This is a genomic window from Nocardia sp. CA-120079, from assembly GCF_050955745.1.
GTDB lineage: Bacteria > Actinomycetota > Actinomycetes > Mycobacteriales > Mycobacteriaceae > Nocardia.
Window position 1 is genome coordinate 2,430,425 of sequence record NZ_CP192088.1, and the last position, 20,052, is coordinate 2,450,476.

The 20,052-nt window shown below is 66.7% G+C and carries 15 protein-coding genes; 11 read left to right on the top strand and 4 right to left on the bottom strand.

Annotated features, from left to right (window positions below; translation table 11 throughout):
- Positions 1-26 precede the first annotated feature (26 nt).
- The gene (locus ACQPYR_RS11175; RefSeq protein WP_433630817.1) at positions 27-4,424 is read left to right on the top strand and encodes a tetratricopeptide repeat protein; all 4,398 of its coding nucleotides are present in this window, start codon (positions 27-29) and stop codon (positions 4,422-4,424) included.
- Between the two features lie 19 nt (positions 4,425-4,443).
- On the opposite strand, the gene ACQPYR_RS11180 is transcribed toward ACQPYR_RS11175, so the two are convergent.
- Positions 4,444-5,361, bottom strand: a complete 918-nt coding sequence (locus tag ACQPYR_RS11180) for an NmrA family NAD(P)-binding protein (protein ID WP_433630820.1) — start codon at positions 5,359-5,361, stop codon at positions 4,444-4,446.
- A 105-nt stretch (positions 5,362-5,466) separates the two neighbouring features.
- Here ACQPYR_RS11180 and ACQPYR_RS11185 point away from each other — a divergent pair, with 105 nt between their 5' ends.
- Entirely contained in the window at positions 5,467-6,264 is a 798-nt protein-coding gene (locus tag ACQPYR_RS11185) for a TetR/AcrR family transcriptional regulator (RefSeq protein WP_433630823.1), read from the top strand.
- A gap of 72 nt (positions 6,265-6,336) precedes the next feature.
- On the opposite strand, the gene ACQPYR_RS11190 is transcribed toward ACQPYR_RS11185, so the two are convergent.
- Positions 6,337-6,726, bottom strand: coding sequence for a DUF2237 family protein (locus tag ACQPYR_RS11190; RefSeq protein WP_014987060.1), 390 nt, complete (start codon positions 6,724-6,726; stop codon positions 6,337-6,339).
- Between the two features lie 120 nt (positions 6,727-6,846).
- On the opposite strand from ACQPYR_RS11190, the gene ftsY reads away from it, so the two are divergent.
- Positions 6,847-8,475 (top strand): signal recognition particle-docking protein FtsY, encoded by a 1,629-nt coding sequence (gene ftsY, locus ACQPYR_RS11195; RefSeq protein WP_433630825.1) that lies wholly within the window; start codon positions 6,847-6,849, stop codon positions 8,473-8,475.
- Positions 8,476-8,511: 36 nt separating this feature from the next.
- On the opposite strand, the gene ACQPYR_RS11200 is transcribed toward ftsY, so the two are convergent.
- Positions 8,512-9,819 carry an IS4 family transposase gene (locus ACQPYR_RS11200; RefSeq protein WP_433621300.1) on the bottom strand — a complete coding sequence of 436 codons (1,308 nt, stop codon included), beginning with the start codon at positions 9,817-9,819 and terminating at the stop codon, positions 8,512-8,514.
- 412 nt (positions 9,820-10,231) lie between these two features.
- On the opposite strand from ACQPYR_RS11200, the gene ACQPYR_RS11205 reads away from it, so the two are divergent.
- From ACQPYR_RS11205 to ACQPYR_RS11235, 7 genes are all read left to right on the top strand, one after another.
- The gene (locus ACQPYR_RS11205) at positions 10,232-11,611 is read left to right on the top strand and encodes an ammonium transporter (RefSeq protein WP_433630827.1); all 1,380 of its coding nucleotides are present in this window, start codon (positions 10,232-10,234) and stop codon (positions 11,609-11,611) included.
- Between the two features lie 4 nt (positions 11,612-11,615).
- On the top strand, positions 11,616-11,954 hold the full coding sequence (locus ACQPYR_RS11210) for a P-II family nitrogen regulator (protein ID WP_327101138.1): 339 nt from the start codon (positions 11,616-11,618) through the stop codon (positions 11,952-11,954).
- Positions 11,955-12,041: 87 nt separating this feature from the next.
- Positions 12,042-14,498, top strand: a complete 2,457-nt coding sequence (locus ACQPYR_RS11215; RefSeq protein ID WP_433630831.1) for a [protein-PII] uridylyltransferase — start codon at positions 12,042-12,044, stop codon at positions 14,496-14,498.
- Between the two features lie 108 nt (positions 14,499-14,606).
- The gene (locus ACQPYR_RS11220; RefSeq protein ID WP_387289130.1) at positions 14,607-14,921 is read left to right on the top strand and encodes a hypothetical protein; all 315 of its coding nucleotides are present in this window, start codon (positions 14,607-14,609) and stop codon (positions 14,919-14,921) included.
- A 168-nt stretch (positions 14,922-15,089) separates the two neighbouring features.
- Positions 15,090-16,643 carry a signal recognition particle protein gene (gene ffh / locus ACQPYR_RS11225; RefSeq protein ID WP_433630833.1) on the top strand — a complete coding sequence of 518 codons (1,554 nt, stop codon included), beginning with the start codon at positions 15,090-15,092 and terminating at the stop codon, positions 16,641-16,643.
- A gap of 155 nt (positions 16,644-16,798) precedes the next feature.
- Positions 16,799-17,893 carry an amidohydrolase family protein gene (locus tag ACQPYR_RS11230; RefSeq protein ID WP_433635097.1) on the top strand — a complete coding sequence of 365 codons (1,095 nt, stop codon included), beginning with the start codon at positions 16,799-16,801 and terminating at the stop codon, positions 17,891-17,893.
- A 128-nt stretch (positions 17,894-18,021) separates the two neighbouring features.
- Positions 18,022-19,005 (top strand): LLM class F420-dependent oxidoreductase, encoded by a 984-nt coding sequence (locus ACQPYR_RS11235; protein WP_433630835.1) that lies wholly within the window; start codon positions 18,022-18,024, stop codon positions 19,003-19,005.
- 166 nt (positions 19,006-19,171) lie between these two features.
- Here the strand turns inward: ACQPYR_RS11235 and ACQPYR_RS11240 are convergent, their stop codons facing one another.
- Positions 19,172-19,339 carry a hypothetical protein gene (locus tag ACQPYR_RS11240; RefSeq protein ID WP_433630838.1) on the bottom strand — a complete coding sequence of 56 codons (168 nt, stop codon included), beginning with the start codon at positions 19,337-19,339 and terminating at the stop codon, positions 19,172-19,174.
- A gap of 225 nt (positions 19,340-19,564) precedes the next feature.
- Between ACQPYR_RS11240 and rpsP the strand changes: the two genes are divergently transcribed.
- Entirely contained in the window at positions 19,565-19,990 is a 426-nt protein-coding gene (gene rpsP / locus ACQPYR_RS11245; protein ID WP_063045795.1) for a 30S ribosomal protein S16, read from the top strand.
- Positions 19,991-20,052: the final 62 nt, after the last annotated feature.

Consider the following 20,052-nt stretch of genomic DNA (forward strand, 5'->3'; position numbering starts at 1 on the left):
GACGCCCGCCGAGTACGTTGCGAAATATGGGTGGGAGGGTGGCGCTGGTAGTCGGCTCGGAGTGCACAGCGCTGCCCAGGTTGGGTTTCACCGACGACCTCGCCACCGGCCTCTACACCGAACTGCGCGAACTCGGTGGTTGGCAACCGGCCACCGGCACCGACGGCCCGCTGCTCGATCCGACGATCGACGAATTGGTCTGCGCGGTAGACGAAGCCTTCGACACCGCGTCGAATCGGCAAGCGACACTGCTGATCAGCTTCGTCGGCCACGGCATGACCACCGCCGCGGAGAACTTCTACCTGCTCGCCCGCGACTCACCGCAGCTGCCCAAGCTGCGCAACGCCTTTCACCTGACGCAGGAAATCCAGGAGCGACTGAACAGTGCCGCGACGCTGGACGGTTTGATCGTCTTGGTCGACGCCTGCGAGACGGGGGAGGGCGTCCGCGGCGCCGCTCGGCGCTGGCCGGAGGCCTCGGGCCCGAACGGGCGCGTCGAACTGCTGGTCGCCACCGGCAACGGACCCGCCTATTTCGGCTGTTTCACCAGGACGATCATCACCACCTTCGGCAAAGGGGTACCGCACGGCGGCGAAAGTCTGCTGCCCTCGGATCTGGTGCAGCCGCTGCGCCGGTGCCCCGCGCTGGAGCCGCAGTCGTTCTCCTTCACCTCCGGAATCCGCACAGCCAGTAGCGATCCCGGGCTCTGGCTGGTGCCCAATGCCGCCCGCCGCGAGGACGCGGTCAGCGGCACCGCCGCGGCCGGTTTCATCGACCAGTTGATCAACGGTCTGGTCATTTCGGAGCCACTGCGGGAGCGGCTGACCCAGGTGGTCGACTCCGGCGAGGAACGGCTGCGCGGTGTGCTCGGTCCGGCGGGCTGCGGCAAATCGACCCTGCTCGCCACGCTGATCCGCCCGGGCTGGGTGGACACGCTGCCGATCAAGGCCGAATACGTCACGGCCGCGATATTTCTCGACGTCACCAGCTCCATGGAATCGTTCACTGCCGAGCTGGCCCAGCAATTGGGTAGCAGGCTGGACGGTTTCAAGGCCGCGACGCGCATGGTCGAATTCGATCTGGCCGAGCAGGACAGTCGTGGGCTCGATCTGTTGGAGATCAGGATTCTGCAGCCGCTGGCCAGGCTGCGCGGCTCGAAGCCGGTGCACATTCTGGTCGACGGACTCGATCAGCCCAAGCGCGGCAGCCGTGCGCTGCTGTCGTATGCGGTCGCCGAGCTGACCCGTCGCCCGCAGCTCGCGCACGTCCATCTGATCGTCGGGATCCGTGAGGGCACCGGCATCGAGAATTCGCCGCGACTCGCCCATATGCGCCGCATCGAACTGCCCGCGCCGACGACTCCGGATATCGCCAATACCGTCGCGGCGGCCCGCGGCCATATCGCGCATACGAATTGGCGCGAATGGATCGACGGTCTGTTGCAGCAGACGCCGACGGGCGGTTGGCTGCTGGCGCGGCTGCTGATGGAAATCCGTTCCGATATAACCGCTTCCGATCTGGAGCGGGGGATCGGCATCGATACTCTGGTGTCGCGACGGGTCCGCGACGTCGTCGACAACGCCGATTCCGCCACGGGCACAGCGGTATACGCATTGCTCGGCATTCTGGTTGCGGCCGGTGCCGGGCCGGTGCTGCCGCTGGAGCTGCTGGAACGCGGTCTGGAATTCCTCGGTATCGAGTTGAGCACCAACCGGATTCGCGATCTGATCGTCCGGTTGGGAGTGTTGGTCAGCCGCGGCCGCCCTGGCACCGAAGGTGAAACGCTGGGATTGGCGCACAATGCCTTTCGGCGCTCCCTGATGGTCGCCGGCCAGCCGGAATGGCGGCGCGATGCGCATCGGGCGCTGGCCGAGGCGATCGAGTTGGATGCGGGTTCGTCGAAACCCGCACCACAGATCACCGATTACGCGCGGCGATCGGCGGTGCGCCACTATCTCGGCTACGGCGATTCGGCCGCCGCGATGGCTTTCCTGGAACGGTTGAACACCCCGAGAGCAGCCGATAATCGTGATCTGTGGGCCGCCTGGATACCCTCGTTCGAATCCGCGGTCGGCCCCGATCACTCCGACACTCTCACCGCCCGCAATAATCTCGCCTTCTGGCGTGGGGAAAGCGGCGATCTGGCCACCGCCATCACCGAACACCAGGAACTACTCGCCGAACGTGTACGCGCGCTCGGTGCGGACGATCCGGGCACCCTCACCATTCGAACCAACCTTGCCCGCTGGCATGGCGAGAGCGGTGATTTCCGCACCGCCGTAGCCGAATTCGAGCAGTTGGTCGCCGACCGGACCCGTCTGCTGGGCGTCGACGACGCCGCGACGCTGCGCACCCGGGGTGACCTCGCGCATTTTCGTGGCGAACAGGGCGAAACCGCGCAGGCCATCACCGATTTCCAGCAGCTGCTCGCCGACCGGCTACGCGTCCTCGGACCGGATCATCCCGACACGCTCACCGCCCGTTACGAACTCGCTTACTGGCGCGGTGAGCGCGGCGACCTGGATGCCGCCATCATCGAGTTGCACCAACTGCTCGTCGATCAGCAACGCATTTCCGGCACGGCCGACCCGGCGTTCTTCAAGACCCGCCATCACCTGACCGAATTGCATGCCGAGAGCGGCGATCACATGCGCGCCATCGCCGAATTCCAACAGCTGCTCGAGGAGCAGGATCGAGTGCTCGGTCCCGATCATCCGCATACCCTGATCACTCGCAACGATATTGCGCGCTGGCGCGGTGTGAGCGGCGACCACGCCACCGCCATCGCCGAATTCCAGCAGCTGCTCACCGATCGGACCCGCATTCTCGGTCCGGAACATCCGCACACGTTGCGCACTCGCAACAGCATTGCCTACTGGCGCGGCGAAAGCGGCGAGCACCATAGGGCCATCGGCGAATTCCGGCAGTTGATCGAGGACGAGCGCCGCATCCTCGGCCTGGATCAGCCGCTCACCCTGAAGTCACGCCACAACCTCGCCCACCTGTACGGCGAAATCGGTCACTACCTCACCGCCGTCGCCGAATTCGAGCAGGTGCTCCCGGCCCGGATCCGGGTCCTCGGGCCCGATAACCCGCATACCCTGCGCACACGTCACGAACTCGCCTTCTGGCGCGGGGAGAGCGGTAATCCGGCCACCGCGGTGCTGGAGTACCAGCAGCTGCTGGCCGACCGGCAGCGGGTATTGCCGATCGATCATCCCGACACCTTGCGCACCCGCCACGCGGTCGCCTACTGGCGCGGGGAGAGCGGCGACCCGGCTGCGGCCGTCGCCGAATACCGGCTGCTGCTGCGCGACCAACTGGCAATCCTCGGCCCGGAGCATCCCGAAACCCTCAGTACCCGACACTGTCTCGCATTCTTCCTCGGCCAGAGCGGCCAGATCGGCGCGGCCGTAACCGAATACGAACGACTGCTCGACGACGAGCGCAAAGTGCTCGGACCCTTGCATCCGGAAACGCTGCACACCTGGCACCGCCTCGCGCTCTGGCGCGGTGAGAGTGGCAATACCGCTGTCGCGCTCGCCGACCTCGAGGAACTGCTACCACTGCGGCTGCGCATCCTCGGCCCCGACCATCCCGATACATTGCGCACCCGGCACAATCTGGCGAAGTGGCGCGGTGAGGCGGGCCAATACGCCACCGCCATAGCCGAATACGAGGAACTGCTGGACGACCGGCGGCGCATTCTCGGCGCCGACCACCACGATACGCTGACGACCCTGCACAACCTCGCCTACTGGCGCGGTGAAAGCGGTGATCCGGCCGCGGCGGTCATCGAATTCGAACATCTGCTCGTCGACCGGGAGCGGGTACTCGGACCGGATCACCCCGACACCCTGCGCACCCGGGCGAACCTCGCGCACTACCGGGCCGAGAGCGGCGATATCGCCACGGCCCTGCCCGAGTTCGAGTATGTGCTCGTAAATCGCATCCGGGTGCACGGCCCGGAACACCCCAATACCTTCCGCACCCGCCACGACCTGGCGTGTTGGCTTGGTGCGCAAGGTGATCCGGCCATCGCGGTCGAGCGTCTCGAGCTGCTGCTCACCGATCGCGTCCGAGTGCTCGGCGACGATCATCCGGATACGCTGTTGAACCGAAATGAATTGGCCCGCTGGCGTTGTGAATCCGGTGATCCGCGATCCGCCGTGCGCGATTTCGAGCAATTGCTCACCGACGAATATCGAATATTCGGCGGGTTCCATCCGCGCACGCTCAGCACCCGCTTCCACTTGGCGCACGCCCGCGACTCCGCGGGCGATACCGCGACCGCCGCGACCGAATACGCAGAACTCCTGGCGGACCAGCTGCGTGTTCTGGGTCCCGACCACCCCGATACCCGTCGTACCCGAGCCGCCTACCCCAACGGAAATCCTGCGCCGTCTCCTCGGGATCCGCACTAGTGCGGATCCCGACGAGTTGTCAATGCGAGGCGGCGAGCCGGTCGCTGTCCTGTTGTGCCTTGATCATGGCGGCACCGGTTGTGGTGAGCCAGGATTCGAGGGTGGTGAGGGCTGGGTAGATCTCCCGCAGCGCGGGGATGTCCGCGTGCCAGCCCGCGGTCTTGCGCAGCAGCCGCCAGGTGTTGCCGATCTGTTCGCCGATGGCATCCGCTTCGGCCTCGGTGATCTCGTGATAGCGCACCGGATATCCGGTGGCCCGGGTGATCGCCGCCAGGGCCGCGACCGGAGTTATCGCGTCGCCGGCCAATTCGAGGGTTCGGCCGTGGAAGCGATCCGGGTCGGCGAAGGCCAGTGCGGCGAAGGCGGCGATATCGTCGATCGCGATCATCTGCAGCGGCTGGTCCGCCGGGAACAGATGCTTGTGCACGCCGTCGATGATGCCGTCCACCGGACTGCCCCGCAGGACGTAGTTCTCCATGAAGCGCACCGGACGCAACAGGGTGTAGCGCAGACCGCTGGCCGCGGCAGCCTCCTCGATGCCGCTCTTTCCGGCCTGGCCCCAGGTGGTCTCGTCGGTCATCGAAGCGACCCCGGTGAAGACGATCTGTTCGACCCCCGCACGCTTGGCCGCCTCGATCGCCGCGATACCGCGGGTGGCCTCCAAGTCGGACTGCCAACCGTTCGGTCCGAAAGCGGCTGGGGGCATGAGGAATACGCCGCGCGCTCCGGCGGCGGCGGCGTCCAGCGTTGCGGGAGTGTCGAAGTCACCGGTCACCAATTCCGCACCGGCGTCGGCCAGCGCGCGGGCCGCGGGAGCCTGCGGATCGCGGACCAGCGCACGCACCGCGATACCGTCGGCCAGCAGTCGGCGGGCGGTCGCGCCGCCCTGCTTGCCGGTCGCGCCGGTGACCAGGATGGGGTTCTGTTGAAGGGACATGCTCGCCTTCTCTGCTCGATACAATCGGGTCGGATAACCCGTATTCGGACGATATGGGTGTGCTGACCCGCTTGGCCAGGTCCAGGAACGGAAGGCCGTAACGAAATGTCTGCTTCACTGTCCACGCCGGTGCCGTCCGTGGTCGCCGCGCGGGCCGATGCCCGCCGCAATCGCGCGCTGGTGCTGGCGGCCGCGCAACGCGCATTCGCCGAACACGGCACCTCGGTCTCGCTGGCCGAGGTCGCCCGCAGGGCCGGCGTGGGCGCGGGCACCGTCTATCGGCATTTCCCCACGAAAACCGATCTGCTGGAAGCGGTTATGCAGCAGCGTGTCGACCGGCTCGCGACAATGGCCGCCGAATATCTCGACGCGCCGGATCCGGGTGCCGCATTCTTCGCGGTCTGCACCGAGGTGGTCCGCTCAGCCCCGGGCAGCCAGGCGCTCTGCGATGTCGTTCAGTCCGATGACGGTTGGCCCAAGGCGTTGCTACGCGGCGCGGGCGACCGCTTCCATCACGCGCTCGGCGCACTGTTGACGGCGGCGCAGCGCCGAGGTGCGGTCCGCGCTGATCTCGAAATCGTGGATGTGCTGGATATTTTCACCGGATGCGTCGCGATTCAACGACGTCAGCCCCCCGGTGGACCGTTGCTTCGGGCTGTCGCGATCATGCTCGATGCCATGCGTGCGAATCCCGGAATCCACGCCGTAACGAAACCCGATTCCGAGGCCAAGCGCAGTAACGAAACTGGCTCTCGTAACGAAACCTGTCCGATCTGCGGCACCGCGATCCAACCCACCGGCTCCGGCCGTCCGGCCCGATACTGCTCGGCGGCCTGCCGTCAGAAGGCGCACCGCCAACGAACCGCCCGCGCGGCGCGGGCCGAGGCGGCCGCGCTGCGATAACACGACAGAATGTGCGGCGACCGTCTGCCCTGGAACGCTCCGGGCATCGACGGTCGGCAAAGGGCGGGGGAGCTAGAGCAGGTCGCTTACGTCGTCCGGCACATCGACGGCGTATTTGCGCAAGATGTCCATCGAGATCACTTCCAGGGCGTTTTCATGGGTGGCCGCCAGCACCACGGGCGCGGCGACACCGTCCTCGTGGGCGTGCAACCAGCGCACGGCCACCACACACCACCGGTCGCCCGGCTGCAGGCCCGGGAAGTTGTTCTCCGGGCGCGGCGTACTCAGATCGTTGCCGATGGACGCCTGGTGTTCGAGAAATTCAGCCGTGACGACGGTGCACACGGTATGGCTGCCCAGATCCTCCGGCCCGGTACTGCAGCAGCCGTCCCGGTAGAAGCCGGTGAGAGGATCGGCGCCGCACTCTTCCAGCGGCCCCCCAAGCACGTTTCGATCGGTCACGTCGCCGATACTATTGTCACTTCGCGAGAAGTTCCGCAGGACAAGAAATCTCGGGGGTTGTGTGTCGGGTCCAGGACGCTGTGGTAAGGCGGAGCACCTGGTTCTGCAAGGATGGTCGGCGTGAGCTCCGAAGCCTGGATCCTGATTGCCGCTGTCGCCGCCCTGCTGGTGGTGGCGTTCGTCGCCGGATTCGTCCTGTACAAGCGCCGTCGCGTCACGCTGACGCCGCCTGCCGCCGAGAAAGAACTGACCGACCGGTCCGGTGGATACGCGGCCTCCGGTGGCTTCAACTTCAGTCAGGGCGGCACGGCCACCGCGACACGCCCGGAGCCCGCGCCGATCGAGCGGACCGACACCGAGGGGCAACCCCATGTCGGCGACGACGCGGCGATTCCGCGTGACGCACCGAAGCGTGGCATTACCAACGTCGCGCTGCCCGAGGGCGATGTCGAAACCGCGGAGTCCGCACCGGTCGAAACCGATGGCGCGGGCACTACGGCCGAATCCGCAACTCCCACGGTCGATTCGGATACCGCGGTCGAACCGGACGTGGCAACCGCCGAACCCGGAACGGCCCCGCCCACCAGCGCCGATGCCACCGCGCCTGCGGACGCGACCGCGCCTGCGGAACCCGCTGACGCTGCGGATACCGGAACCACCGCACCGACGGACCCCACCGCACCGACCGGCACCAAACCAGTCCCGCCCACGAGCATCACCCCGCCCGCAGGCACCGCACCGGCGCCGACCCCGGACAAGGACTCCGTAGAAACCGCCCCCGGACCCACCGCCGCCGACGCGGCCACCACCCCTGCCCTCGAGGAAATCGAGCCGACCGCCGGCCGCCTGGTCCGCCTGCGCGGGCGCCTGTCGCGCTCGCAGAACGCCGTCGGCAAGAGCCTGCTCGGCCTGCTCGGCGGCGGTGATCTCGACGACGATTCCTGGGAAGAGGTAGAGGACACCCTGGTCTTGGCAGATCTCGGCACCGCGAGCACCACCGCGGTGGTGGATCGCCTGCGCGAGGAGATGGCCGCGCGCAGCGTCCGCAACACCGAACAGGCCCGCGTCGTGCTGCGCGAGGTGCTGATCGAGGCGCTACGCCCCGAACTCGACCGGTCGGTGCGCGCGCTCCCGCACGACGATCATCCGTCGATCCTGCTGGTCGTCGGCGTCAACGGCACCGGCAAGACCACCACGACCGGCAAACTGGCCCGCGTACTCGTCGCCGACGGCCGCCGGGTCCTGCTCGGCGCCGCGGATACTTTCCGCGCTGCCGCCGCCGATCAGCTGCAGACCTGGGGTGAGCGGGTCGGTGCCCATACCGTCCGTGGCAAGGAGGGCGCGGATCCGGCCGCGGTCGCCTTCGACGCGGTCAGCGCGGGCATCGAGGGCGGCGTCGATGTCGTCATGATCGATACCGCGGGTCGGCTGCACACCAAGACCGGTTTGATGGACGAGCTCGGCAAGGTCAAGCGCGTCGTGGAGAAGAAGGCAGCGGTCGACGAGGTCCTGCTGGTCCTGGATGCCACCGTCGGACAGAACGGTCTCATGCAGGCGCGCGTCTTCGCGGATGTGGTCGATATCACCGGCGTCGTGCTCACCAAACTGGACGGAACAGCCAAGGGCGGCATTGTCTTCCAGGTGCAGCACGAACTCGGCGTTCCGGTGAAACTGGTCGGCCTCGGCGAGGGTGCCGACGACCTGGCTCCTTTCGAGCCGGGCGCCTTCGTGGACGCGTTGCTGGGCTAGTTCCAAGGCCGCGCAGTTTGGGGTTCTGCCCGGTTGTCAACCGGGCAGGATATGAATGCTGACCTGGGTTTTGTAGATGTTGCGGTCGATGTCGCCCTTGGCGCGGTGTTTGGAGATGGCACGTTTGACGATGCGGGGGCTGGTGCGTGCGCGGCGTGGGGTCAACGGGCTGGTCCGGATTGCGTGGCCGATCGTGCCGATGAGGTCGATCGTGGTGTCGTTGATGATCCCGGCGGCGTGGATCAGTTGGTCGCGTGCGGTGTGCATGGCGACGGTGAAACTTCCGCGGTCCGCGGAAAAATCACCTGTGGCCAGGGCGGTATCGGCGATGACGGTGCGCAGCGCCTGGTAGGTGATGAGCAGGGCGTAGACCTCTTGGCAGACCCCGGCCGGGGTGCGGGCACGGAGTACCCGGCCACCGAGCATGGTCGATTTCAGTTCGAAATAGCTGGTTTCGATCTCCCACCGCTGATGATAAAGAGTCACCAATTCCTGTGCGGGGTAACGCTTCTCGTCGGCCAGGCTGGTGATCAGCCGATACCGCTCGACCCGCCGGGGCCCACCGGCGCAGCAGACGGCGATCTCGGCGTCGATGACCCGCACCGTCGCCGCGCCGGCGCGGGTCAGCCACGACCCGTCGCCCAGCCGCGCGATCGCGGGGACGCGCCGGTTGAGTTTGGCGCGGATCAACAGATCCGCGCCGGTGCCGGTGATCTGCTCGATCAACGCCGTGACGGCGAAGTTCCGGTCGGCCAACAGCAGCATGCCCGGACGCAGACACCCGAAAAGGCGTGGCGCATAGGCTGTTTCGGCGACCCGCAGGGGTCCGAACACGACATCGACGACGGTGCGGGTGCCACAAGCCACCACTGCCAGCAACCGCAGCATCGGGTAACCGGCCTGGGCGTGACCACCGCCGTGACGACCGAACGCGGCCACATTGTCTGGGCTGTCGGGCACGAACACACTGGTGCCGTCGATCGCGCACACCAACAGACCCCGCCACCGCACCGCACCGACGGCAGGCCCGCGGACCAGGTCGAACAACGCTTTCAGGGGTTTGGGCCCGACCCGGCGCAGCGCCTGCGACAACGCCGAGGAACCCGGACACCCCCTCGGACTGCCGGGCAGCCCGGCACACAACCGCGCCCACACCTGCCGATACCCAATCCCGGTGAACAACGCCCCGGCCAGCAGCAAATACACCACCACCCGCGAGGGCAGCAGCCGCACCCGCGACTGCACCGCGCCCGACGCCTCCAGCGCCGCATCGACCAGGTCGAACGACACGATCCGGGTCAGTTCCCCCAGATGACCCGGCGCGAATACACCCGCGGCTACCATGCCGCGTCGGTTGATGACAGACTGATCCGACAGCGGAGCTCCCAGTGAAGAGTTGTCTTGGAGTGACAAACCTCTTCTACCAGGCGCTCCGCTGTCCTACGTCACGGCATACCAAGCCCCACACCATCATTCGATTGACACACCAACTGAACCGCTAACTGCGCGGCCTTGGGGCTAGTTCCGCGGCACCGAATCCTTCTCCTCGGAAACAGCTGTCGGTTTGCTCCGACACGCACCGCACACCGGTGATGAAGCGACTGTGTACGCCAGGAAACGTGGTAGCAACACAACTGCCCCACGCGTTCACTTAGGTGAAACACAGCATCATCACGGATGAAACACCGAATGGCGACCCTTCTGTGCAGGTCCATTTGCCGGAGTCGGCTGGGCCCGAGATGAGGAGGACATTAAGGTGGCTTTTCCCCTTACCGGTGCACCGGACACCGGTGACACCGCCTGGATGCTGGCCAGTTCAGCGCTCGTGTTGTTGATGACGCCCGGCCTGGCGTTTTTCTACGGCGGCATGGTCCGCTCCAAGAACGTGCTCAACATGATCATGATGAGCATCAGTGCCATGGGGCTGGTCGGCGTGCTGTGGTCGCTATACGGATACTCGGAGGCGTTCGGCAACAACAAGTTCGGCGTGATCGGTGATCCGGCACAGTTCTTCGGTCTCAAGGGTCTGATCGGCGGCAATTCGGTTGCCGAGGTCAAGGATGCCGCAGGCACCATCACCACCGAGGCCGTGAACATCCCGCTCGCGGGCACCATTCCCGCGACCGTATTCGTCGCGTTCCAGTTGATGTTCGCGATCATCACGGTTGCCCTCATCTCGGGTGCGGTCGCCGACCGCTTGAAGTTCGGTTCCTGGCTGCTGTTCGCCGGCATCTGGGCGACGGTCGTCTACTTCCCGGTCGCGCACTGGGTGTTCGACTTCGACGTCAAGGACGCCGACGGAAACGTCGTGCACGAAGGCGGCTGGATCGCGAACAAACTGCTCGCGGTCGACTTCGCGGGTGGTACCGCGGTCCATATCAATGCCGGTGCGGCGGGCCTGGCCCTGGTGCTGGTGCTCGGTAAGCGCAAGGGTTGGCCGAGCACCCCGTTCCGTCCGCACAACCTGCCGTTCGTCATGCTCGGTGCCGGTCTGCTGTGGTTCGGCTGGTTCGGCTTCAACGCCGGTTCGGCGGTCACCTCGGGTGGTCTGGCCGGTTCGACGTTCATCACCACGACCCTCGCGACCTGCGCCGCGATGCTGGCCTGGCTGCTGGTGGAAAAGGTCCGTGACGGCAAGCCCACTTCGCTGGGCGCGGCCTCGGGTGTGGTGGCCGGTCTGGTCGCGATCACCCCGTCGTGTTCCTCGGTCAACGTGGTCGGCGCCCTGGTGATCGGCTTCGTGGCCGGTGCGATCTGTGCGCTCGCGGTCGGCCTGAAGTTCAAGTTCGGCTTCGACGACTCGCTCGACGTGGTCGGCGTGCACCTCGTCGGCGGCATCATCGGCACCCTGATGGTCGGCTTGGTCGCCGCGCCGGAGGCGGGCGCGGGCAAGACCGGCCTGTTCTACGGCGGCGGTTTCGACCAGCTGTGGCGTCAGGCCGTCGGCGCCGGTGCAGTACTTGCGTTCTCCTTCATCGCGAGCCTGATCATTGCCTATATCGTGAAGTTCACCATTGGGCTGCGCGCCAGCGAGGAAGCCGAGTCGGTGGGCATGGATGAGTCCGAGCACGCTGAAACGGCATACGATTTCGCTGCTGTGGGTGGCACGGCACGTACCGCCGTCAAGGAGGCATGACGACATGAAACTGATCACCGCAATCGTCAAACCGTTCACTCTCGAGGACGTCAAATCCGGGCTCGAGCAGGCTGGTGTGCTGGGCATGACCGTCAGTGAGGTCCAGGGCTACGGCCGCCAGAAGGGACACACCGAGGTCTACCGCGGCGCCGAGTACTCGGTGGATTTCGTTCCGAAGGTTCGGGTCGAGGTTGTCGTGGACGATGCGACGGTCGACAGGGTCGTAGAGGTGATCGTCGAAGCCTCCCGCACCGGCAAGATCGGTGACGGCAAGGTCTGGGTGACGCCGGTGGAATCGATCATCCGGGTGCGTACGGGCGAACGCGGTACCGACGCTCTGTAAACGGAAATCGAAATCGAGCGGCGGCCCCGCTCCCACCGGATAGCCCGGTCGGGGCGGGGCCGTACGCATTTGGATGGACGGTGGTTTGTGGGTAGTCACGAGCAAGACGGCAGACAGGTAACCGAGAATGTCTCCAACGGCGCGACCGACCTGGTCCGGGCACGCAACCAATTGCTCGAGGGCGGACTGCCTCGCAATCCGCGTCTGGACGCGGAATCCCTGCGTTCGGCGCTGGTCGATCTGTTCGAACTGTGGCTGACCACTAAGGGCACCGAACTCGGCATCGGCCGCGACAGCGGTCTGGCCGTGGTCGCCGTCGGCGGACTCGGACGCAAGGAGATGCTGCCGTATTCCGATCTGGATCTGGTATTGCTGCACGATGACGTCGATCCGGCGCGGGTGGCCGAGGTAGCCGATCAGCTCTGGTATCCGCTGTGGGACGCGCATGTCAAGCTCGACCACAGCGTGCGCACCGTGCCGCAGGCATTGCGCGTGGCCTCCGACGATCTCATCGCGGCCCTCGGCATGCTCGAGGCCAGGCACATCGTCGGCGATATCGAGTTGAGCAATCTGCTGATCGGCGGGGTGCGCCGGGAGTGGCGGACCGGAATCCGTTCGCGCTTCGACGAATTGATCGAACAGGCCGAGACCAGATGGGAGCGCAGCGGTGCGATCGCCCATCGTGCCGAACCCGATCTGAAGAACGGGCGCGGCGGACTGCGCGATATCCAACTGCTCGACGCGCTGGCCATCGCCCAGCTGACCGATGCGATGCCGGGTCTCGGGCCGGACGTGCCGGGCGGTGGGGTGAAGCACGCGCGGCGCCGTTTGCTGGATGTTCGCACAGAGCTGCATCGGGTGGCTGGCCGGGCGCGCGATCAGCTGCGCGCCCAGGATGCCGACGAGATCGGCGCGGCCTTGCGCATCGGTGACCGGTTCGATCTCGCTCGCACACTGAGCGATTCGGCGCGGACGGTCAGCTACTCGGTCGATGTCGGCCTACGCACCGCCGCCAATGCGCTACCGCGGCGGGGCCTCGCGCGGCTGCGTCGGATGCCGGTTCGCAGACCACTCGATGAGGGGGTGGTCGAACACGCGGGGGAGGTCGTGCTGGCGCGGGATGCGCGGCCGCAGCGCGATCCCGGACTGATCCTGCGAGTGGCCGCGGCGTCGGCGCAGACCGGGCTGCCGATGTCCGCGACCACCCTGAACCGGCTCTCCGAGGATGCGCCGGAGCTGCGCGAACCCTGGCCCAAGGACGCGGTCAACGACCTGTTGATCCTGCTCGGCGCGGGTCGCGGCGTCATCGATGCGGTCGAGGCACTCGACCGAACGGGCTTGTGGGGCAGGCTGCTTCCCGAATGGGGCGCGGTGCGCGACCTGCCGCCGCGCGATGCGCTGCACACCTGGACCGTGGACCGGCACCTGATGGAGACTGTCGCGTATGCGAGCGCGTTGAGCACCCGCGTCGCCCGTCCCGACCTGCTGATGTTCGGTGCGCTGCTGCACGATATCGGCAAGGGTCGCGCCGGTGACCACAGCATTGTCGGCGCCGAACTGGCCACCCATATCGGTCGGCGTCTGGGCCTGTGGCCATCGGACGTGCGCACGCTCAGCGCTATCGTGCGCCACCATCTGTTATTGCCGGACACCGCGACTCGCCGCGATCTGGCCGATCCCGACACCGTGCAACTCGTCGTCGATGCCCTCGGCGGCGACGTGCAACTGCTCGAACTGCTGCACACTCTGGCCGAGGCCGATTCGCTGGCCACCGGACCCGGCGTGTGGGGTGATTGGAAGGCTTCGCTGATCGGGGAACTCGTGCGGCGCTGCCGCCTGGTCATGGCGGGGGATCAGCTGCCGGAGCCGGAGCCGATCGCAGCGGAACTGCTGGCCAAGGCCGCGGCGGGTGGCGTGCACGTCGATCTGCGGCCCGGCGAGGGCAAGTACACCTACACGGTCACCGTGATCGCGCCGGATACGCCGGGCCTGCTCTCGGATGCCGCCGGAGTGTTGGCCCTGCATTCGCTGCGGGTGCTCTCGGCAACCGTCGGCGGCGAAGGTAGCTCGGCCATCAATACTTTCGTGGTCTCCCCGAAGTTCGGCGATCCGCCGGACGGCGGACTGCTGCGACAGGAGCTGATCCGGGCGACCGCGGGCGATCTGGATCTGTCCGCGGTGCTGGCGAAGCGGGAGCGCGAGGCCACCGGTACTCGCCCGAGCCCCTACGCGCAGGCGCAGCCCCGGGTGATCTGGTCGGCGGCGTCGACCCCCGGCCAGGTGGTCCTCGAATTGCGTGCCGAGGACCGGATCGGCCTGCTCAGCCGCCTGGCCGCGGCGTTTGCCGAATGCGGTGCCGATGTGCGTTGGGCGAAGGTGGTGACCATGGGTTCCGCGGTGGTCGACGCCTTCAGTCTCGACCTCGGCGTCGATATTCCGGAGCGTCGCGAAACCGTCGAAAAGGCGGTTCTGGCCGTGGTCCCGCGGCCCGCCCCGAAGCCGCCGGAGGGAGTCGGACCACCCGGTACGAGTTCGAACTCCTGACCGGAGTGATCGACATTTGCGCAAGATTTGCTGAAAGCGTATGCAGCGGGCCTGGCGCACTCTACTATCAGAGCGTCTGGCTATCGCGAGCATGAGGGGAGCAGGTCGGTGGCAATTGAAGTCGTGTCGGCGTCGATGATGACGAGTGACGAGACCACGCATATGGCGCGCTGCGTCGGCGGTGATCGGTGGGTGGTCTCCTGGCTGCCCGGCCGGACACTGACCGGTCAGCAGGCTGTGACCGCTATGACGATTGCCACCACCGTTGCCACCCACGATGTGCCGACAGGCGCGGACTGGGCCATGCTCGACGACCTCGCCCTCGAGCTCGGTCTCACCGGTCGGGAGGCGGTTTTCATGGTTGCTCTGGAGAACCACGACTACCGCAAAACCGCCAGACCGCGCCGCCGCGCGATGGAATAACTCCACGAAGCGAGCACCGCTTGCGCGAACGCTGCTTACAATTTTGGCGCTCCCGGGTCCCTCCGTGGTTACGCTGCGCTTCCGCCTCCGGGCCCGTCGCTCGCGCCGGGGCGAGTCCCATTACCCTGGGATACCAAGTGACGTCCCACGAGATCAGGAGCGCGATCGGTGTTCGAATCCCTGTCCGACCGGCTTACCGGTGCCCTCAAGGATCTTCGCGGTAAGGGGCGTCTGTCACCGGCCGACATCGACGCCACCTGTCGCGAGATCCGCCTCGCCCTGCTCGAAGCCGACGTCGCGCTGCCCGTGGTGCGCGGTTTCATCGCCAAGATCAAGGAGCGAGCCAAGGGCGCGGAGGTCTCCGCCGCCCTCAATCCGGCCCAGCAGGTCGTCAAGATCGTCAACGAGGAACTCGTCGGAATCCTCGGCGGCGAAACCCGCAGGCTCACCCTCGCCAAGAACCCGCCGACGGTGATCATGCTCGCCGGTCTGCAGGGTTCCGGCAAGACCACCCTGGCGGGCAAGCTCGCGAAATGGCTCAGGGGGCAGGGGCATCAGCCGCTGCTGGTGGCCTGTGACCTGCAGCGCCCCGGCGCGGTCACCCAACTCCAAGTGGTCGGTGAGCGCGCGGGTGCGCCCGTCTTCGCACCGCATCCCGGCACCTCCATCGGTGGCGGCGAAAACCCGCTGGGCATTTCGGCGGCCGATCCGGTCGCGGTGGCCGAGGCCGGTGTCGCGGAGGCGCGCAGCAAGCAGTACGACGTGGTCATCGTCGACACCGCCGGTCGCCTCGGTATCGATGCCGAGCTGATGGCGCAGGCCGCCGGCATCCGCGATGCCGTGAAGCCCGACGAGACGCTGTTCGTCCTCGACGCGATGATCGGTCAGGACGCCGTCAATACCGCGGAGGCCTTCCGCGACGGCGTCGGCTTCACCGGTGTCGTGCTCACCAAGCTCGACGGTGACGCCCGCGGTGGTGCGGCGCTGTCGGTCCGGAATGTGACCGGCTCGCCGATCATGTTCGCCTCCACCGGTGAGAAGCTCGAGGACTTCGACGTCTTCCATCCGGACCGGATGGCCTCGCGCATCCTCGGCATGGGTGACGTGCTGAGCCTGATCGAGCAGGCCGAACAGGTCTACGACCAGCAGCAGGCCGAGGAAGCCGCCCGCAAGATCGGCAGCGGCGAGATGACGCTCGAGGACTTCCTCGATCAGATGCTCGCGATCCGCAAGATGGGCCCCATCGGCAACCTGCTCGGCATGCTGCCCGGTGCGGGCCAGATGAAGGATGTGCTGGCCCAGGTCGACGATAAGCAGCTCGACCGGGTGCAGGCGATCATCCGCGGTATGACCCCGGCCGAACGCGCGAACCCGAAGATCATCAACGCGTCTCGCCGCCTGCGTATCGCCAACGGTTCCGGCGTACAGGTGTCCGAGGTCAACCAACTCGTCGACCGCTTCTTCGAGGCCAAGAAGATGATGGCCATGATGGGGCGCCAGATGGGCCTGCCCGGTTCGCGACGGGCCAACGCGAAGAAGGGCAAGAAGGGTAAGAAAGGTGGCCGCGGGCCGACGCCGCCGAAGGTGCGCGGTGGGTTCCCCGGCATGCCCGGAATGCCCGCCGGTATGCCGGATCTGTCCGGCATGCCCGCCGGGTTGGACCAGCTGCCGCCCGGCCTCGAAGGTTTCGACCTGTCCAAGCTGAACTTCCCCAAGAAGTAGGCGGCTCCGCCTTCTACAACGCCGTCGCGGCGCAAGGTAGCGGCCTGCCCGCCATGCTCGGCCGTCGAACGTCGGCTGGGAGCTGCTGCCGGTCGGGGTGACCGTCGAAGGGGTGGGAAGTAGGTTAGGTGCCGACGACGGTCGAGGAGGTTGGTGTGCATCTGCGGGGTGTGGTTCTCCCTGATGACGAGGTGCGTGACCTGTGGGTGCGAGACGGGCTGGTGTCGTTCGAGCCCGTCGCGGGGGCTGAAACACTGTGCGGCACAGGGTGGATCGTGCCCGGACTCGTCGATGCGCACTGTCACGTCGGGATCCGGTACGGCGGCGGCCACGAGGATCGCGACGGCGCGATCGCCCAGGCCGAGACCGAGCGGGACGCGGGTGCGCTGCTGCTGCGTGATGCGGGGTCACCGGTCGATACGCGCTTCATCGATGAGCACGAGGAGCTGCCGCGGATCATTCGCGCGGGTCGCCATATCGCCCGACCACGGCGGTATATCCGGGAACTCGGCATCGAACTCGACGACGAGCGCGAACTGCCGGAGATCGTCGCCGAACAGGCTCGGTTCGGCGACGGCTGGGTGAAGATCGTCGGCGACTGGATCGACCGGTCGGCGGGCGATCTGCGGCCGCTGTGGAGTGACTCGATCCTGAAGGAGGCGATCGACGCCGCGCACGCGAATGGCGCGCGGGTGACGGCACACGTCTTCGGCGAGGACGCGCTGCCCGGCCTGATCAACGCGGGCATCGACTGCCTCGAACACGGAACCGGCCTCACCGACGACACCATCGAGTTGATGGTCGAACACGGTACCGCGCTGGTCCCGACGCTGATCAATATCGATACTTTCCCCGAAATCGCCGACAGCGCAGGCAAATTCCCCATCTATGCCGCACATATGCGCGATCTGCACGCGCGAGTTCGGCGCACCGTCGGCAATGCGCATGACGCGGGCGTTCCGATCTTCGCGGGCACCGATGCGGGTGGCTCCATCCGCCACGGCCGCATTGCCGACGAAATCGCCGCCCTGTCCGGGGCGGGCCTGTCGAACCACGACGCGCTCGGCGCTGCCTCCTGGAACGCCCGCACCTGGCTCGGCCGACCGGGCATCGAGGCCGGTGCGCCAGCGGATTTCGTTGTCTACCAGGAAGATCCGCGCATCAACCCGGCCACGCTCACCGAGCCCAAGTACGTCATCCTGCGTGGCCGCCTCGTCAAAACCCACAATCCGGTCACCGGCCACCGCTGACCCCACCGCATGGGGCACGGGCTGTCGCTTGTGCGAGATCGTCTGTGGTGTGCGACAGAATCCCAGGTCAGCGGGTTGATGTGGCCAAGATCGGGAAGGTTTGGGTGGCGCGCGCGTAGGGTCGGGTCATGACCATTCGCCTCGGTTATCAGATGCCCAACTTCAGTTATGGCCAGCCCGTCAGCGAACTCTTCCCGACTGTGGTCGCGCAGGCCAGGGAGGCCGAAGCCGCCGGTTTCGACACGGTCTTCGTCATGGATCACTTCTATCAGCTGCCCGGTCTCGGTGAGCCGAGCGAGCCGATGCTCGAGGCCTACACCGCACTGTCCGGAATCGCCGCGTCCACCGAACGAATTCAGTTGTCGGCGTTGGTAACCGGCAACACTTACCGCAATCCCGCGCTGCTCGCCAAGACCGTCACCACCATGGACCTGGTGAGCGGCGGACGGGCGGTACTCGGCATCGGCGCCGGCTGGTTCGAGCTCGAACACCAGTCCTACGGCTTCGAATTCGGCACCTTCACCGAACGATTCCAGCGGCTCGACGAGGCGCTGCGGATCATCACCCCGATGCTGCGCGGTGAACACTCGACCTTCGACGGCAAGTGGTACCACACCGAGAACGCCATGAACGAGCCGCGGCTACGCAATGACCTGCCCATTCTGCTCGGTGGCGGCGGCGAGAAGAAGACCTTCGCGCTGGCCGCCCGCTTCGCCGACCACATCAACATCATCTGCAATGCCTCCGAACTGCCCCGCAAGATCGAGGCACTGCACCAGCGCTGTGCCGAAATCGACCGCGACCCGGAGACTCTGGAGGTCAGCTACCTCTGTTTCCTGATGATCGATGAGGACGGCGACCGCGCACGCAAACAACAGCACGATCTTCTGCGCGGCATCGGCGTCGACCTCTCCGCGATCTCGGAGGACGAGCGCAAGCAAACCATCGCCGACCGCCAATTCGTCGGCAGCCCAGCCGAAGTCGCCGAGCAACTGCAAACCAGGGTGCTCGACCAGGGTGTGCAGGGTCTCATCGTCAACATGGTGACGAACGGCCACGAACCGGGCGCCGTGGATCTTGCCGGACGCACCCTCGCCCCGCTGGTCCGCTGAGCCGGTTGCCCATGAGCGCCCATTCCTGGCCGAATCCTGGGCTTGGCGAGAGCGTCGTGGCCCCGGGACCCGTTCCGATCACAGTCGACACGGCGGATCTGCGCTGACCGAGAGCCGTAACTCCTGCTCGGGCGTCGTACTGCTGCGCTATCGAGCCGCGTAATCGTCAGCTGAGCAGGTTCGCGATCCACCTGATCACGCCGCGGATACCGCCGGTAGGGGCCTGGGTGAGGTCGGGCTCCAGCAATTCCGGGGCCGTGCAGTCGCCGATTTCGGTAGCGGCCTCGGCAACCTCGCCGCGTGTGCGCCGACGGCGTCTTCCGAAGATCACCATGGTGTAGTTATCCGTGCCGGGCGGTCGTTCGTCTACCGACGACGCGATTTCAGCAGCGGGGGACCGGTCTGGCAGAATGGACCACCGTCCTTCCTGGACAAGTGTCAGCCCGTCTCCGGTTACGTACCGCGCGGCGGTCACACACTCCAAGCGCAAAACCGGGCTCGCAGACCGTGCGGGTCGCTGAATTGCGCCGTGACCAACCACTGAAAGGCAGATCAGCAAATGGCTGTTCGCATCAAGCTCACCCGTCTCGGCAAGATCCGCAACCCGCAGTACCGCGTGGTCATCGCGGACGCCCGCACCCGTCGTGACGGCCGCGCCATCGAGAACGTCGGCAAGTACCACCCGAAGGAAGAGCCCTCGCTGATCGAGATCAACTCCGAGCGCGTGCAGTACTGGCTGGGCGTCGGCGCGCAGCCGACCGAGGCCGTGCAGCGCCTGCTGGAGATCACCGGCGACTGGCAGAAGTTCAAGGGCCTGCCGGGCGCCGAGGGCACCCTGAAGGTGAAGCCCGCGAAGCCGTCCAAGCTGGACCTGTTCAACGCCGCGCTGGCCGCCGCCGACAACGAGCCGGTCGCCGAGGCCGTCACCCCCAAGAAGAAGGCCGCCAAGAAGGACGAGGCCGCCGAGACCGAGGCTGCCGAGTAACCGTGAGCGAGCGTAGCGAGCGAACCGAAGACACTGCGCCCTCGGCGCGCACGACGGAGCCG

What these genes read in the sequence shown, in the direction of transcription:
- ACQPYR_RS11175 (WP_433630817.1), top strand. Translation starts at nt 27, where the DNA reads ATGGGTGGGAGGGTGGCGCTGGTAGTCGGCTCGGAGTGCACAGCGCTG.
- ACQPYR_RS11180 (WP_433630820.1), bottom strand. Translation starts at nt 5,361, where the DNA reads ATGTCCCTTCAACAGAACCCCATCCTGGTCACCGGCGCGACCGGCAAG.
- ACQPYR_RS11185 (WP_433630823.1), top strand. Translation starts at nt 5,467, where the DNA reads ATGTCTGCTTCACTGTCCACGCCGGTGCCGTCCGTGGTCGCCGCGCGG.
- ACQPYR_RS11200 (WP_433621300.1), bottom strand. Translation starts at nt 9,819, where the DNA reads ATGGTAGCCGCGGGTGTATTCGCGCCGGGTCATCTGGGGGAACTGACC.
- ACQPYR_RS11210 (WP_327101138.1), top strand. Translation starts at nt 11,616, where the DNA reads ATGAAACTGATCACCGCAATCGTCAAACCGTTCACTCTCGAGGACGTC.
- ACQPYR_RS11235 (WP_433630835.1), top strand. Translation starts at nt 18,022, where the DNA reads ATGACCATTCGCCTCGGTTATCAGATGCCCAACTTCAGTTATGGCCAG.
- ACQPYR_RS11240 (WP_433630838.1), bottom strand. Translation starts at nt 19,339, where the DNA reads ATGGTGATCTTCGGAAGACGCCGTCGGCGCACACGCGGCGAGGTTGCC.
- rpsP (WP_063045795.1), top strand. Translation starts at nt 19,565, where the DNA reads ATGGCTGTTCGCATCAAGCTCACCCGTCTCGGCAAGATCCGCAACCCG.